This is a genomic window from Cohnella sp. WQ 127256 (genome assembly GCF_024519285.1).
GTDB lineage: Bacteria > Bacillota > Bacilli > Paenibacillales > Paenibacillaceae > Cohnella.
The window spans coordinates 47,854-64,577 of record NZ_JAMZCY010000013.1 but is presented as its reverse complement, the minus strand read 5'-3'; the positions used below and the strand labels follow the sequence as shown (position 1 = coordinate 64,577).

At 47.7% G+C, this 16,724-nt stretch carries 10 protein-coding genes; all 10 read right to left on the bottom strand.

What is annotated here, in order from left to right:
• Positions 1 to 14 precede the first annotated feature (14 nt).
• The 10 genes from M1K58_RS28030 to M1K58_RS27985 all read right to left on the bottom strand — a co-directional run bounded on the left by M1K58_RS28030 (position 15) and on the right by M1K58_RS27985 (position 16,586).
• Entirely contained in the window at positions 15 to 2,279 is a 2,265-nt protein-coding gene (locus M1K58_RS28030) for a beta-glucosidase (protein ID WP_256762218.1), read from the bottom strand.
• A gap of 125 nt (positions 2,280 to 2,404) precedes the next feature.
• A complete protein-coding gene (locus M1K58_RS28025) occupies positions 2,405 to 3,949 on the bottom strand; it encodes an ABC transporter substrate-binding protein (RefSeq protein WP_256762217.1) in 1,545 nt (514 codons plus the stop codon).
• 70 nt (positions 3,950 to 4,019) lie between these two features.
• Positions 4,020 to 4,892 (bottom strand): carbohydrate ABC transporter permease, encoded by an 873-nt coding sequence (locus M1K58_RS28020; protein WP_256762216.1) that lies wholly within the window; start codon positions 4,890 to 4,892, stop codon positions 4,020 to 4,022.
• Between the two features lie 20 nt (positions 4,893 to 4,912).
• Entirely contained in the window at positions 4,913 to 5,845 is a 933-nt protein-coding gene (locus M1K58_RS28015) for an ABC transporter permease (RefSeq protein WP_256762215.1), read from the bottom strand.
• Between the two features lie 173 nt (positions 5,846 to 6,018).
• Positions 6,019 to 7,626: a response regulator transcription factor gene (locus M1K58_RS28010; protein WP_256762214.1), complete on the bottom strand. Its 1,608-nt coding sequence runs from the start codon at positions 7,624 to 7,626 to the stop codon at positions 6,019 to 6,021.
• Positions 7,627 to 7,631: 5 nt separating this feature from the next.
• On the bottom strand, positions 7,632 to 9,377 hold the full coding sequence (locus M1K58_RS29800; RefSeq protein ID WP_256762213.1) for a sensor histidine kinase: 1,746 nt from the start codon (positions 9,375 to 9,377) through the stop codon (positions 7,632 to 7,634).
• A 283-nt stretch (positions 9,378 to 9,660) separates the two neighbouring features.
• Positions 9,661 to 11,934: a glycoside hydrolase family 3 protein gene (locus M1K58_RS28000; protein WP_256762212.1), complete on the bottom strand. Its 2,274-nt coding sequence runs from the start codon at positions 11,932 to 11,934 to the stop codon at positions 9,661 to 9,663.
• Positions 11,935 to 11,968: 34 nt separating this feature from the next.
• Positions 11,969 to 14,866: an alpha-L-rhamnosidase gene (locus M1K58_RS27995; RefSeq protein ID WP_256762211.1), complete on the bottom strand. Its 2,898-nt coding sequence runs from the start codon at positions 14,864 to 14,866 to the stop codon at positions 11,969 to 11,971.
• A gap of 233 nt (positions 14,867 to 15,099) precedes the next feature.
• A complete protein-coding gene (locus M1K58_RS27990; RefSeq protein ID WP_256762210.1) occupies positions 15,100 to 15,492 on the bottom strand; it encodes a hypothetical protein in 393 nt (130 codons plus the stop codon).
• 65 nt (positions 15,493 to 15,557) lie between these two features.
• On the bottom strand, positions 15,558 to 16,586 hold the full coding sequence (locus M1K58_RS27985; RefSeq protein ID WP_372339221.1) for a LacI family DNA-binding transcriptional regulator: 1,029 nt from the start codon (positions 16,584 to 16,586) through the stop codon (positions 15,558 to 15,560).
• Positions 16,587 to 16,724: the final 138 nt, after the last annotated feature.

Below are 16,724 nucleotides of genomic sequence, written 5' to 3'. Positions count from 1 at the left end.
TTTATCCCTCCACCTTATCCGTTCAACTGTTTGAGTATTTCATCCAGATCTTCTTCTGTCAGCGCTCCGCCACTGAAACCAACTAGACCTCTAAGCGGCATATCCTTCATCATGGCGGCCATCATTTCAGATCCCTCGCCCTCTTCGGAAGCCATGGCACCAAACGGGGTTTGGCGGATCCAATCTCTTATGATTGCTTCCCCTCTAGGATCAGCGGACAAGTCCCCCACTGTTGAATTGCGCGAATAGATACACTTAACAACTACCGTCGATTGTACTTGGAGTGTACCTTTCAGCACGATGTCCTGCGAGGAGCCTCCGACCCCAATCTCGAAATCTCCCGTCTCAACATGCCAGTCCTTTAGACCAACGTTGTAATAGGCGAAAGAGCGCTTATCCAGCGCAAACGATACCGTCTGCGTCTCTCCGGGCTGAAGATCAACCTTCGCGAAGCCTTTCAGTTCTTTAACCGGCCGGATCACTGAGCTCTGTATGTCATGCACATATAGCTGAACGATTTCCTTGCCTGCGCGGGAGCCCAAATTTTTCACGTTCAAGCTCACTGTAACTTGCTCATCGTCACGAATGCTATTTTTGTCGATAACCAAATTGGAGTATTCAAAGGTCGTGTAACTTAAACCAAATCCAAAAGGGAACAGCGGCTCGATGTGTTTGGCATCGTAATAACGGTAACCGACGAATAAGCCTTCCTTGTACTCGACAAGATCGCCTTCACCCGGGAAGTTAAGCTGAGATGGATTGTGCTCAAGCCGCTGTGGGAATGTCTCCGCCAGCTTGCCGCACGGGTTGGCATCTCCAAATAGCAAATCTGCAATCGCACCGCCCAATGCTTGACCTCCGAGATAGGCTTCTAGAACTGCCTTGACACTTCCGAGCCATGGCATTTCGATTGGAGCTCCATTGCTCAAGACAAGAACAATGTTGCTTTGCATTTCCGCTACAGCCTGGATCAGCTTGATCTGATTGTCTGGAAGACGAAGATGACTCCGGTCGAAGCCTTCCGATTCATAACGATCAGGCAATCCTGCGAAGATCACCGCTATGCCCGCTTGAGCAGCAGCCTGCTTCGCTTCCTCCACAAGCCGTTCGTCCGGTACATCCGATTGCAGATCATATCCCTGTGCGTAAGTAACTTTCGCACCGCTTCCTGCGGATTTCATGATCTCTTCCCGGATATCCTCCAGCTTGGTTGGCTTGATATGGGAGCTTCCTCCACCCTGATAGCGTGGTTTGACCGCAAACTCGCCAATCACGGCAATATGCCCTTCCTTAAGCAGCGGCAGAATATCGCCCTCATTCTTCAGCAGCACCATGCTTTCCCGCGCTACTTCACGAGCGAGCTGGTGATGGGCTTGCATATCATACGATGCACCCGTTTTTTTGTTATCTACGGCCATGAAAATTATGTTCAGCAGACGCTCGACAGCCCGGTCCAGCTTTTCCTCCGAAAGCTTGCCACTGCGAACAGCCTCGACGACTTTGCGATCACCAGCTCCTCCGCTTGACGGCATCTCTAGCTCGAGTCCAGCTGCTAGTCCGTCAGCGCGTTCATTGACCGCACCCCAGTCGGAAACGACGAACCCTTCATGACCCCATTCGTCTTTCAAGATGTCCGTCAGCAAGTATTCATTCTCGGACGCATAAGTTCCGTTCACTTTATTGTAGGAGCACATCACCGTCCAAGGCTGCGCTTCCTTCACGGCAAGCTCGAAGCTGGCTAAATAAATTTCCCGCAATGTCCTCTCATCGACGACCGAATTCCCGGTCATACGGCGATGTTCCTGGTTGTTCGCGGCGAAATGCTTGAGCGAAGTGCCAACTCCCTGGCTTTGAACGCCTTGGATATGGCTAGAAGCCATACCGGAAGACAAGTATGGATCTTCAGAGAAATATTCGAAGTTACGGCCGCAGAGCGGCGAACGTTTGATATTGGCACCTGGTCCAAGTAAGACCGCAACTTCTTCCGCTTGACACTCTTCCCCAAGCGCAACACCGACTTTGCGTGCCAAATCTCGGTCCCAAGAGCTAGCAAGACCTGCAGCCGAAGGAAAACAAGTTGCCGGTACGCTATCGAATAAACCAAGATGATCCCCTGATGCCCGCTGCTTCCGTAGCCCATGAGGACCGTCGGTGAGCATGATCGACGGGATGCCCAGGCGCTCGATCCCTTTCATATGCCAGAAATCCAGACCGGAACACATACCGGCCTTCTCTTCCAATGTCATTTGTGCAATTAAGCCTTTAATGTCCCGTGCCATAGGTGCACCTCCATACTTAATAATTGACTTCGTAACTAAAGCTGCTAGGGTCCGGATAATAAAGTCCCTCCCTCGAAACAGGCGTTTCGAAGAAGGGAGTCTTCATTTGTCAGATTACATTGCGATTATTGGATGTTGTTTTCCTTCGCCCAAGCATCCAACTGCTTCTGTTTCTCAGCAATGATCTTGTCGAGACCCGCAGACCTCAGCTTGCTCAAGAATTCATCCAGCTTGGCCGGATCAATCGTGCCGGATTCTAGCCCTGCTTTGTACTGATTATTTACGTTGGCAACAGCAGCCACTTCTGTTTTCACTGGAGTAGCATCAAACGAGAAACCGAGCGCTTTCGAGAATGTTGACGCTGCGTTGAATGCTTTCGTTTGCTCCCAAATATCCGGCGCCGTTCCTTCCCATACTTTGGTCAGCGCATTGTTGCCCACTTCCCACTGGTTAAAGATGTAGTTGCTACTGCCTTCCGGCGCTTTGATGAGGTTGTCGCCTGCGGATACATAATGTTTACCTTCGATGCCATTGGCGATCAGGTTCGCAATGTCTTTGTCCGTGTAGAGTAGATTCAACAATTGGGCAGCACGATCCGCATCCTGCGTATTCTTCGGAATCGACATCATAAACCCTGTGCTCGAGTCGGAAGTGGATATCGGTGCCACAAACCGGACAGCTACTATTTCATGCCCATTGACTATCGTTTCCTGGGCTTCAAACCCCGGCTTCATGTTAGCAAAATAGCTGAAAGCTTTGCCCGCATTCATCAAGCTGTTGTTCGATTCTTGCGACGTCGCCGCATCCGGCATTATATAGCCAGCCTGATACCATCTTCTAGCTAACTGCAATGCATCCTTGTACATCGGCTGCTCGTAGAGGTTAACAACTTTCAAATCCTGGTTGTTAACCATGATTACTCCTGGTGTATCACCCATCGCGTCAATGTATCCCCGAACGATTTCAGATGCTATCGTGTTCGCTTGAGAACGTTGAACGATCGGGTAGATGCCTGGCTCATTGTCCTTGATCGTCTTGAGGATCGGATCTAAATCTGCGTATGTTTTAACATTGTCGAAGGTCAGGCTGTACTTGTCCATTAAGTCTTTTCTTGCCGCAAAACCGTGGTCGGCTGCCGTATCCCGTACACTCGGTACGCCGTAGCTTTTGCCGCCCACCTTAGTCGCGTTAAAAATATTCGGTTCCATCGTATCTTTAATGGTAGGGCCATATTTCGCAACAAGCTCATCAATTGGAAGTAATTGCCCTTTGGCAACTTGTGAGCTGAAGTTGAAGAAGGAGGAGGTAAGGAGCAGGTCGAGCGGCTCGTTTCCGGCAAGCATCAGGTTCACCTGCTGTACCCATGCACCTATATCGATCGGCATCAATTTAACTGTTGCGTTGATTTTCGCTTTTGTAATTTTACTAATCTCATCTTGTACGAGATTTACGTCCTTCATGTTTCCTAACCCGATAAAAGCAAGCTTTAATTCCAGCTCTTTTTCGTTGTTCGGACCTGAAGCAGTTCCTTCTGACGTAGCAGTGCTGCCACTAGCGGCGGGCGAGGATGACTGACTCGAGTTGTTTGAATTACCGCAAGCAGAAAGCACTAATGACATGATCAGTACAACGGAGAGCAGGAGTATTGAGACTTTCGACTTTCTTGGCATGTGTATTCCCCCTAAGTAAAGTTATTATTTCATCTATACCAACCGGGCCCGAGGACCCGAGAATGGTCTACTATTTAACAGCGCCAATCGTAAGTCCTTTGACAAAATACTTCTGAAAGAACGGGTAAATCAGCAGCAGAGGTAATATCCCGATAACAGCCATGGCCATCCGAACAGAATTCATAGGCATACTCGCTGTCACGTTCTGGCCTCCCAGGTTGTTCTGCTGGAGGAACTGAATGTTGACCAGCATTCGATTCAGCAGGTTCTGAATACTGAACAGGCTCGGTTCCGTGACATAGATAAGACCGTTAAACCAATCGTTCCAGTAGTTGATCGTCAGCATGAGACCGATCGTTGCCAGAATAGGCAAGGAGAGCGGAAGCACCATGCGGTAGAAGATCTTGAATTCAGATGCTCCATCGATATAGGCTGACTCGATAATCTGAACAGGAATGGAGTTGGCGAAGAATGTCCGGATCAGCAGGATGAAAAATCCGTTAGTGAGTAGTCCGGGCACAACTAGAGACATCAACGTGTTCTTCATCTCAAACACTTCCGTGTAGATCAAGTACGTCGGCACGAGTCCTCCATTAAACAGAAGCGTGAAGAACACGAGGAAGGAAAGGCTACGACGCATCGGCAAGTCATTCCGGGATAAGGGATACGCAAGCAAAGCGCTGATCACCAGTCCGACGAATGTACCCACAACAGTGACTACAATGGTAATGCCGTAAGCATTGAACATAGCCGATTTCTGATTCCATAGGTAACTGTAAGCCTCTAAACTGAATACACTCGGCCAAATTGAATATCCGTTGCTAATGATCGAAGCTTCCTCCGTGACCGACGACATGAAGAGTAGAAGGAAAGGGAACAAGCACAAGGCGGCAAGAACGATGAACACCGAGTGGACAAATATCTGATTCATTTGGTTTTTCATAGCATTTCCCCTCTTTCGGTTTAGAACAAGGCATTTTCCTTGTTGCGTTTGCTGACGATGTAGTTGGACAACAAGACCAATATAAATCCGACCATCGATTGGTACAGGCCAGCAGCGGAAGACATTCCGATATCTCCAAGCGTCATCAAGCCTCGGTAAACATAGGTGTCGATTACGTCCGTAACCGGTTGAAGCGGACCAGAGTTAAGTGGAACCTGATAGAACAAGCCGAAATCAGAATAAAAAATTCGTCCGATCGCAAGCAACGTCATGATTGTAATCGTCGGCATAATCAATGGAACCGTAATGCTACGAATCTGATGCCACTTGCTAGCGCCGTCGATCGTGGCTGCCTCGTAGTACTCGTTGTCGATCCCGATAATAGAAGCCAGGAAGATGACGCACAAGTAGCCGGTAGCTTTCCATAATTGGACGATTGTCAGAATATAAGGCCAATATTTCGGTTCAAAGTACCAAGAGATGGGCTCCATACCGAACATCGGGAGAATATTCATGTTCAGATATCCGTTTTCGGAGCTCAGCATCGAGAGAACCAGATATCCGACAACAACCATCGAAATCAAGAACGGAAGTAAAATGACGCTTTGATAGAATCGGGCTGCGAACTTACTTCGTACTTCATTTAGCATAATGGCAACTCCAATTGCCATAACCGTATTAAGGATGATAAACGACCCATTGTAGAGTATCGTGTTCCGGGTAATCGTGAAGGCATCATCCGTCTTGAACAAATACTCGAAATTCTTAAATCCAATCCAATCACTACCGAGAATCCCTTGAGCGTAGTTAATATCCTTAAAGGCGATAATCACGCCGAACATCGGCATGTAATTGTTAATAATTAGGTAGACGATTCCTGGCACCATCATCAAGAATAATGCCCGATAGCGTTTGATTTTCTTTAGTGTTTGAACCCATCCTGTTTTCGCCATATGAAGCTTCCCCCTCTTCCTTGCCTTTCGGTTATGTTCTCATTCTAAGGGAGTACAGAGGAGGACACTTACCAATAATACGACTTCTCATTTGTGAAATTCCGACCTCTTCTAAGTCGTAAGTCGTATAAGCAGGAAAGCCGACTCCGTAAATACGGAATCGGCTTCTTTCCTTAATTGAGCTGAGACCGCTTGCGGTAATCGAGCGGATTCAGTCCCGTTGTTTTCTTGAAAATCGTCGAAAAGTAGGACAAATTCGAGTAACCGGAAGAGATCGCTATATCACTGATCGATTGACCCGTATTGACGAGAAGCTCCTTCGCGTGATCAATTCGACTCTGTTGGAGGAAGTCCGAGAGCGACATCCCCGTTTCCTTCTTGAAAATTCGCGTCAAGTAGTCTGGATTCAAGAATACATGGCTTGCAATATCTTCGCGGGAAAGGTCTTGCTCTCCGATCTTCTCCGCAATGTATCTTTTAACTTTGTCCGCAACAGATAGATTCTCCTCGATAGAATGGATATGGTTCATCGCGACTTCTACGATAAATTTCACCCATTCCTGCAAGGCTGTCAAAGAACGAAGGACGGATTCCGGCTTGTCGGTGAGCAGGTTGTGGGAAAATACCTGATTGGCCTGGAGTCCCTTGGACTGGAGAACGAAGTAAATCATTTGCAGAAAATCCTGAAAGAACGAATGGACGTCCTGCGCATTAACCTTACTCTCGAGCTCCTTCCATGATTCGAGATAGCACGACACTTGCACCCTTAATTTGTCTCGGGCCCCCAGCTTCATCCATTCCGCCCATTCAGATAGCGGAGCCAGTTGAAACTGGAACCCGCTCTTCTTCGAATCACTCAACAGGAATGTACGATTGATCTGTGTCACATTATTCTCTTCCAGCCGTTGCAATGAATGTAGCATTCCGACCAATTCATGGAGCTTTACCGTTTCACCGACATAACAGCTGATATCGCAAAATAAATACTGATTACAATTCCGGATGAAGGAATCGCAGTTCTCACGGAGCTCGACCTTATCCGAAGGCGTATCCACAGGAATGACTATGAGCAGTGAATCATTGTACACAGGGATAATCGCGACTCCGTCCGCCTTTTTCATGACTTCTTCCAGAACATTGCGGAGGGCATACTCCATAATCCGCTGATCCCGCTCCGACAAATCCTTATACCAGCGCTGAACACGTGTGTAAATGGGCAGGAATCTACCATGCTCCGGATAAGAGAACCCGGCACTTTTCATATGCACGCTTATGGACGCGGGATTCGAAGGAATCTTCAGTTGAATCAGATCTTGCCACAGCCTGTCCGCTACAACAGGCTTGTGGGATTCCCATAACTGCCGGTAGTGATGGTGAATTTCCTCAAACGAACGAAGTGTCTGCTGCTGCTTCATTTTGCCTAGTGCTTTATCAATTACGGTTTCCAGCTCTGAATAGTCTACCGGCTTAAGCAGATACTCGAAGCTATTTAATTGAATCGCCTGCTTGGCGAAGGAAAAATCGGAATGGCAGGTCAGGAAAATCGTCTCCGTTTCTGGGTAATTAGCCTTTACCCAAGCCGTTAATTCGAGTCCCGAGCCCTGAGGCATCTCGATATCGCACACCATCAGGTGAATCTTCTGATTACGAAACACCTCTTGGGCTTGCATCAGACTATGCGCCGTATGAACCTCGTCAATAGCCAACTGGTCCCATTGCACCCCAACCTGTAGCCCTCTCACGGCATGAACTTCATCATCCACAATCAAAACATGAAACATCTATCTCACCTCACTTCTTCATCTATAGGAATCCCAATCCTTACGACCGCTCCATGATCAGGCTCATTATAAAAATCAATTGACGCCCTATCCTGATATAGTAGTCTAAGCCTTCTTCTCGCATTCCAAATGCCTATCTGCTCTCCATTCTCGCTGGCCATATCCTCCGTATCCAGCGCCAACCACTGCAGCACCTCATCTGAAAATCCAGGACCGGTATCCTTAATATGAATGAGGAGACGGGAATCTCCTCCAATTTCTTCCACCTTATCTATTTCTACCGAAATATGAATCGGATTGTCCATGTTGACTGCATATTTAATCGTATTTTCCACCATAGTTTGCACAATAAGCGGAGGAACCTCCTGATCCATGAAGGGTTCGGGCTGGTCGATCTGATATTGGAATATGTCTGGGAACCTAAGCTGCTGAATCCGTAAATAATTAGCCGTATGGATCAACTCATCCCTCAGCGGTATGAAATACGAATTGCTACGAAACATAAACCGAAAGTAAGAAACGAGGCATTTGCTCATTTCCTGAATGAGAGCGAAATCTTTAACCGTTGCTAGATTATATATAATATTGAGTGAATTGAGGAAGAAGTGAGGATTGATCTGAAGCTGCAAATGCTTCAGCTCCGCGCGCTGATGATTCAGCTTTTCCTCATACACGTTAATTTTCAGATCATGAATTTCTTCGATCATTCGATTGAACGTCTCATTCACGATCTCGAATTCAGTTGACGTAGGCTTCTGCTCGATCCTCGATTCCCAGTTCCCATCTCGAAGCTTGCGCATGGCCATGACGATTCGTTTGACCGGCTTCAAGAAAACAGTCCTCATCATGAAGAAGAAGATCAGCAAGAATAGCACCGCTGCAAGGGTGATGATGGATGAAATCCGCTGAAGATAGGGCAGTTTCTGCAGGATCGTGTTCTCGGGAACGAGTGCGACCAGATTGAAATTGCCCTGCGTCGAATGCTCACCCATGACGAGGTAGGTGTCCTTCCCTTGTCCCGTCATCGCATAGGATTCGCTGGGAAAGTTCAGGTCGAGTTCCTTGTCATTAATGAGGTCCTCATGGCTGATCGGCTCCGATTTGTCCGTCGTGATGAGAGCGGCGCCAGATTCACCAAGGTCGATGAGATTCAATGGCACCATTAATTGATTACTGTTGATCCAGGCGCCCATGTAGACATTACCGGACTTCAGTAGATGAAACAAATAGTTATCCTGCTCACCTTGCCAGACTTGCCAGTTGGAGTAATCGTTGCCCTCCATCCCTTGCTCCAGCATCTTCATCATCTCTTGGCGCGATGCTTCACGTTCTTCGAAGCTACTCTGATTATTCCGAGTCACAATGAGCTCGTTATTGAGTGCTGAAAAGACGAAAAACGATTCGAGGATGGGGTAATACACCATATCATCCTTCAGGGTATTGAACATGCCAATTTTAGCAATCTGGTATCTGTCTTCGTCACGAGACTTTGCAAATTCCAGATCCAGTACGTTCAGATCACCCTCCAAGGTGTTAAATAAATACTTGTCCACTTCCTCCAAATTACGGTCAATCTGATCTAAATATAGACTAAGCATATTTTTGTTGGACTGCGCTACCTGGTTGCGGACAACTTCAACAGAATAGAAATTATTAATAACCAGCATGGAGACAAGTGGTACGAAAATAACTAGAACAGTAGCAATAAACTTGAAACGTAGCGAATTCAGATAAGGTTTTATCCTGCGCACGACTCGCCCATCCTCCTTTGAATCCACTTTGAATCTTGCACGTCCTAGCATTATATCTCATATTTCTCTTTGTCCACATAGGGTAAAGGTAGTAAAGAAGCTGTCCCATTAGAAAATCTTATGGGCAGCCTCTTTGCATTTCTATGAATCATCGTTTTTACAGGAATGACGTCGTTAGTCGAAATTTAAGAAACGAGAATGAGGAGCACGATTGCTGTGAGCAATGGTACGGACATAGGATCCCTTATTTGCTCAAATCTAGACCTTTTGGGGCATTCTGACCTTAATAACGTCTCTCATGTCCGCACCGCTTATATTTATCTGTGCGAGCATCCTGAATGACGCCGTTCCAATTCAGTCCATATGCAAAATCGTAAGCGTGTCCCCTCGAATCCACATATACTTCCAAGTCATGTGGCACATCTTCCCATTGCTCCTCCACACTCTTCATGTTTGCCGGCATTTGGAATGGAAGCATCCCCTGTGGCTCGAAGGCTCCTGCCAGAATATCGAGAATCGCCTGATCCTGAACGCCGAAATGAGCAACGATCACATCAGCTACGGGCTCAAATTCCGCCACAACCGCCGGGTTCGATAACAATAGGGACACAACGACCGGCTTGTCTTTCATCGAACGCTTTGTTTGCACAACCGTATCCAGATCAGAAGCGTTCGAGACGGTAACTGTTTTGCCTCGATAAGAACGATTCAACACATCGCGCGGATCTCCGGCCAGACTCGTTTCACGAGCATGCTCTGCAGTATAGGGACAGTATTGAAGACTGATTGGCACATAACCGTTGCCTCCTGCCTCCACGTCCGCCTTGCTGTAGCCCTTCGTCGAGCGGGGACTTTCGATACATACCAGTGCAAAATCTGCTTTATCTGGCTGATCGGTCACTTCGAAGTATTTCTTCACGACTTCTAGATTGATCGGATATTGCTCAGAAGGTGGGATCGGCATGCCCATCCAGTCCGTATCGGCAGGTAGTGATCTCTTAGGAATGTAAACCGTTTGCTTCTTCGCTAGCGGTAACACTTGCTCGTTCTTCAGGAGCACGATCGATTTGAGCTGCGCCTGATAACCGGCCTCCATGAAAGCGGGGGAACCGACCTTAGCTACGGTATCTTCAACATGGACATAGGGATTCTCGAACAATCCCAAGCGGAACATATTATTGAGCAGACGTACAGCCGATTGCTCGAACCGCTGTCGCATGAATACTTCGCCATGCTCTTTGACACCGATATTGTAAGCTTCGAGGACAGGACCAACCTCATTATTGCCCCCAAATTGATCAACTCCGGCCATGAGAAGCTTGTAATGGCGTTCAGCAACAGTGAAGCCTTCCTCTACCCCCCAGCAGCGTCCGCCAGGGAACAGCTTTGTAATGTCCCCGCCTTCATCGGCTGTAATCCCCCAGTCCGTGCATACAACTCCGTCGTAGCCGTACTTCTCCCGAAGCAAATCGTTGATAAGATAAGAGTTATAGGAGTTGCCGACATTCTCTCCGTTGTTCGGATCTTGACCTACAGATATCGTGTAATAAGGCATGACGGCTGATGCCTTCCCCGTCTTTCCTGACAGACGGAAAGCTCCTTCCGTAAAAGGAATCAGATGTTCTTCGAAGTTATTGCCCGGGTATACAGCGTATTTGCCATAGCCAAAATGTGCATCGCGGCCAGCTTCACCCGAGCCGCCGCCTGGCCAGTGCTTCACCATCGCATTTACGCTATCATAGCCCCAGCCGTCGGCGATTTCGGCTTCCCCTTCCGAGGTCTGGAAGCCGTCAACATATGCCCGTGCCATATCTGCCGCGAGTTGAGGATCTTCCCCGAAGGTCATGCCGAAACGGAACCATCTCGGATCCGTAGCGATATCCACCTGCGGTGATAGCGCGGTAGCAAGACCAAGCGCGCGGTACTCCAAAGCTGCGATTTCCCCGAATTTCCGAGCAGTTTCTGGATCGAAGGTTGCTGCAAGTCCCATGCTCTCCGGCCACATAGAAATCGTTCCTCCAGCTCCCGCATTGAACTCTTTGGACGTATCTGAGCTATGGCGTGGATCCGAGCTGTTGTTCGCGGGGATGCCTAAACCAATGCTTTCCGCATAAGCTTGAATATTGTTGTTCCAGAGCGCTGCAGTTTCCGGACTCTCCACACGGGTGATCAGAATATGACGAATGTGATCGTCTGCAACCAAAGCAAGCTGTTCATCGGACAGATCGGCTGGAGCAGCCCCACTAGCTGCAAAATCTTTGCCGCCGTAGTGCGCCGGGAACCAGCCCATGTTGCCAGGAATCGCTTGATGACTGCTGTACAGCATCAAGCCTGCGATCTGCTCGATCGTCATTCGTGATGCCAGGTCCTTGGCCCGCTCTTCCGGCGAAAGCCTCCAATCCTCATACGGATCTATTTTACCGTCATGGTTATGTTCCTTGAAAGCCAATCCATCCACATACACAATTCGAACACCCGAGGTTTCGGAGTAGCCCAGCATCGGTCCTTGCTCATTACGGACATATCGCACTTTGATTTGTTTTTTCGTGTCTCGCATAGGTTTCCCCTCCTGTAACGCATCGACAATCTGATTACTCGCGGATCAAGAGTAGTTCTTCAAGCATCGCCTCATACTGTTCTTTCGAAATCACGCTACCCATCGGGCCATTCGCGGCATTACCTAGAGGCCCGTTACTCATAAATCCAAGATTGTCCGCAAATCCTGGAGCATGGCGATCCAAAATTTGCTTTGCCGTCTCCCATTGCACCAATTCCACCAATCTCATTCCCTCATCATAGGTACGATAGGAAAAATTCGGTCTCGCATACGTAAAGCTATAGCAACCTGAGCCTATCTCCACCCGTACGTTATCTAATTCTTGCTCGTAAGACAATATACCATCAGCTATCGCGAGATTAGCTCCTCCGACTTGAACCTTATCTGCTAGCGCTCCGCGAAGCAGGATGGATGCTGTCGTGTTCGCCGGCACCGTCACGTTGACTTCCAATAAATCCTCCTTGAATGCCCAACCGGATTCGACAATCCCATACATCGACTTGAACGACGCCCGGGCATAGCTCAGCTTGCCTCCCGTGAAATCTGGCTCCACCACGATCCGCTTATACCCTGGCTGATCAGATTCTGGCGCAAGTCCGGCGATTCTGCGATACATCCATTCCCCAACAGCCCCATAGGCATAATGATTGAAGGAATTCATATCATCACTCCAGAACGAACCATCGGGCTTTATTCCGTCCCAATGCTCCCAAATGGTTGTAGCCCCTTTAGATACGGAATACAACCAAGAAGGATACTTCTTCTGTAGCAGCAGCTTCACCGCAGTTTCGTGGTAGCCGTTGTCTGACAAAGCAAAGCAGAGATACGGTGTACCTACAAAACCAGTCGACAAATGGTAGCCATTGTCCACGATCATCTCATTCAAATCACTTGCGATCCTCGCACGATCCTTCGGCTCCACCAATTCGAATACAAGTGCGATAATATGCGCAGTCTGCGTCTGAGCGGCAACCCGTCCGTTCGGTGTAATGAATTCATCTCGGAAAGCAGCCGTGATGCGTTCGGCCAGTTGTCCATAATAAGCTGCATCTTCAGTGAGTCCTAACACTTTGGCTGTATCACGGATAATCCGGGTCGATAGTGCAAAATAGGCTGCCGTTACCATAGGGTTAGGAGTGGCCCCCATATAACTACCTTCCTTAGCATCCAATGCGAGCCAGTCGCCGAAGTGGAAGCCTGTGTTCCAAATGTGCTCATGCTCACCTTGGGAGCGGATGTAATCCACCCAGCCTTTCATGCTGTCGTATTGCTCAGCAAGAAGGCGTTTGTCCCCTAGACTGGTGTAAACCGCCCATGGAATCACAGTAGCAGCATCACCCCATGCCGCAGACGAATAACCTTGAATAATATTGGGAACAACGAACGGAACGCTTCCATCCTCCAATTGGTCAGCCTTCAAATCGCGAAGCCATTTCGTGAAAAAGGATCCACCGTTATAGTTGAACAATGCGGTCCCTGCAAATACCTGCGCATCTCCCGTCCAACCAAGGCGCTCATCCCGTTGCGGACAGTCCGTCGGCACATCGAGGAAGTTCCCCCGCTGTCCCCAAACGATATTACGCTGCAGCTGATTGACCATAGGGTCCGAGCATTCAAAATCACCCGCCTGTTCCATGTCGGAATGAAGCACTTCACCGCTGAATGCATCTAAGATCAAACCTTTTTCTTGGGCAGGAAATCCTTCCACCTTTACATAACGGAATCCTTGGAAAGTAAAATGTGGTGCGTACGTTTCCGTGCCTTTTCCTTTGGCAATATAAGTAACCAACTGTTTAGCTGTCCGGATATTTCCCATATAGAAATTGCCGTCCTTGTCGAGCACTTCGGCATGTGTCAGCTTGATCGACGTACCCGCGGGAACTGTAACGGACATGCGGATTCTACCTACCATATTTTGTCCCATATCGAGAATAGTGTCTCCAGCAGGGGTATGAATAACGGCTGTAGGCTTCAATATTTCCGTTACCCGCGTTGGCACGTTTTCTTGAGCCACCAGATTTTGCAGCGGAAGGTCTATCTCAGTGACTGGACTCCAACAATGGTCGTCAAACGCCGCTTCGCTCCAGCCTTGCGACTCACTAAGAGCATCGTACGTTTCACCGTCATAAATCTCGGAAAACAGAATGGGTCCCAGCGCCGCCTTCCAATCTGTATCGGTAGCAACAAGCTGTTCAGTCCCGTCCTTGTAACGAATGTGTAGTTGGATCAGAACGGCTCTCCGGTCACCGTAATGGTTAGATTTGTTATCCCAGCCCAACCGACCTTTGTACCAACCATTCGCCACCATCGCACCAAGCGCATTGCCACCTTCATGAACTAGCGATGTCACATCATAAGTCTGGTATTGAAGACGTTTGTTATAGCTAGTCCAGCCAGGTGAAAGCACCTCATCACCGACCTTATTCCCATTCAAATACAGCTCGTACACGCCTGCCGCAGTCGCATATATACGTGCTGATTGTACTGCCCCGCCACCCGTCTCGAAGGCATGACGCAGCATGTAGACCGGCTCTGCCTTCGGATCAATTGTCTCAGAATCCGGCGTGATCCACTTCGCTTCCCACTCTTGCGGTTGAAAGAACGCTGTCTCCCACCATTCAACCTCACTCCAATCGGACTCGCGACCGAATTGATCCCATGCCTTTACCCGGTAAAAATAGCGGGTTTTTGGCGTCAATTTCGAACCCTCGTAAGGAATCAGTAACGATTCAGCCGACAATACTCGCCCACTGTCCCATAAAGGTAATATAAAATCCGCAGCCTCAGCGGCCACTTGAATTTGATAAGCTTCCTGAAGCGTTGCATTACGGTCCGACTCCAGCTTCCAACTGATTCGTGGACGGGTTACGTCTGTTCCAAGCAGGTTTGTCCGATATTCCGCAGTCAATCCATATACGCAAAGTGAACTCATGTGTTAATCTCCTCTACTCACCATAATAGATGCTCTGTTCCACCATTCTAATTCTATTTTACCGGACGGATTCCGAAGCTAGCTTCCATTATGACGACCAAAGTTTTAGTTTTGCCGACCATTCCTCTAGTGCGTGAGAGGATCGACTTAGTAATGGGCTTCCTATCACCTATAGTCACAACTAAAAAAACTCAAGCCAATAATTCAGCCTGAGTTTCACACTACATCTTCATCTATTTGCTATCGAGGATATCATTGAACACTTGTCCTTCTCCATCTATTTGAATGATTTTAAGGCGACTCGTGTTTTTGATAAATATTGTCTTGTATTGCTCTTTACCGTCTTGATCAATAAGGAGAAGAACACGTTTGCTTTCGTTATCGGTTACCGTTCTGAAGGTATACTCTTTCTTATCGATATACTGAACAATCGTGTCGTATTCAGGCAATGAGGACATTTCCTCATGGAATGTACTTTCTTTCGCAGGCTGTTTGCTCTCCTGTACGACTTCTGTTTGTAAGGATGGCTGATTTTGTGCGTCACTGCTAATATCCGCTTGATTACGATTACAAGCTGTCAGCATTATTGCAGCTGCAACTAAAGTTATTACCGCTTTGTTCATCATTTCTGTCATCTCCAGTTGTATAGCTCCCTTTACCTACATAGAGAGCTGATAACTATTCTTTCACGCTATTCAATACGCTGAGTAATATGAGTTCGCGCTAAGCTGGATTCCCTCACGATCAGTCTTGGCTCGAACTGCACCCTCTCATACAGCCCTTTTTTCTGCTCATGGATTCGCTGCAGTAGTAGCTCCGTCGCCACCTTCGCGACTTCCGCTCCCATGATGGACACTGAGCTGATCTTCGGAGTCGTGATCGTACACAATAAGTTGTTATCGACCCCAACGATAGCGATATCCTCGGGTACACGAATACCCAATTCTTTGAAGCGATTGAGTAGCCCCACCGCGACCATATCATTACCGGCATAGATGGCATCCGGCATATGAGTCAGATTAACAAAATAATCCGCTGCTTTAGCTCCCGTCTGCAATGAGAAATCATCCCCAAAATAGACTAATGATCTGTCGATTTGGTCAAGAGCATCCTCATAGGCATAGAATCTCTCCTCAATGATATCCTTGGGAGCACCCGCATAGCCTATTCTCGTTCTACCAATGCTAATCAAATGCTCCATGACTAGCTGACCCTCTTGCGTGGAAAGGCTAACGATATCTGCCTTAATATCTGTATCTAATTTTTTTCCGTAGTTGATGATGGAGATTGGCAGCCTGGCTTTATTAATTAAATCTTTAAGGGTTTCAGGATACGCCAGTGGTAAAATGATGAGTCCATCCACGTGCAGCTTCTTCATATCACGCAGCAGTTCTAGCTCGGATCTAATATTCCCCAAAGTATTAATTTGAACGACACGATAGCCATAGTGCTTCGCTACCTGTTCGACTGAGTAAGCAATTTCCGGAATAAAAGCATTACGAATATCAGGTACAGCCAAGGCTATTTGTTTGGTTTGACGAAGCTTCAGGTTCTGAGCATAGGAATTAGGAATAAACCCGAGCTCCTCGACAGCTTCCAGCACCTTGGCCTTCGTCTTCGAGCTAATGCCACCCGAATTATTAATCGCTCTTGATACGGTTGCGATCCCAACACCTGCTCGTGCAGCTACGACTTCTATGGTCACTTTTTCATTTTCCAATGCCAGAACTTCCTATCTTTATTGAAATCGTTTCCATATTAGTATACTCAAACCTCATGTTTTTTACAATTCGACTGTCATTCTTGTTGAAGAAGCTTGTATTTTCTGGTCGAAAAAGTTGACTTTTTGTCTATTTCG

What these genes read in the sequence shown, in the direction of transcription:
- M1K58_RS28030 (WP_256762218.1), bottom strand. Translation starts at nt 2,279, where the DNA reads ATGGCACGGGACATTAAAGGCTTAATTGCACAAATGACATTGGAAGAG.
- M1K58_RS28025 (WP_256762217.1), bottom strand. Translation starts at nt 3,949, where the DNA reads ATGCCAAGAAAGTCGAAAGTCTCAATACTCCTGCTCTCCGTTGTACTG.
- M1K58_RS28020 (WP_256762216.1), bottom strand. Translation starts at nt 4,892, where the DNA reads ATGAAAAACCAAATGAATCAGATATTTGTCCACTCGGTGTTCATCGTT.
- M1K58_RS28015 (WP_256762215.1), bottom strand. Translation starts at nt 5,845, where the DNA reads ATGGCGAAAACAGGATGGGTTCAAACACTAAAGAAAATCAAACGCTAT.
- M1K58_RS28010 (WP_256762214.1), bottom strand. Translation starts at nt 7,626, where the DNA reads ATGTTTCATGTTTTGATTGTGGATGATGAAGTTCATGCCGTGAGAGGG.
- M1K58_RS28000 (WP_256762212.1), bottom strand. Translation starts at nt 11,934, where the DNA reads ATGCGAGACACGAAAAAACAAATCAAAGTGCGATATGTCCGTAATGAG.
- M1K58_RS27995 (WP_256762211.1), bottom strand. Translation starts at nt 14,866, where the DNA reads ATGAGTTCACTTTGCGTATATGGATTGACTGCGGAATATCGGACAAAC.
- M1K58_RS27990 (WP_256762210.1), bottom strand. Translation starts at nt 15,492, where the DNA reads ATGATGAACAAAGCGGTAATAACTTTAGTTGCAGCTGCAATAATGCTG.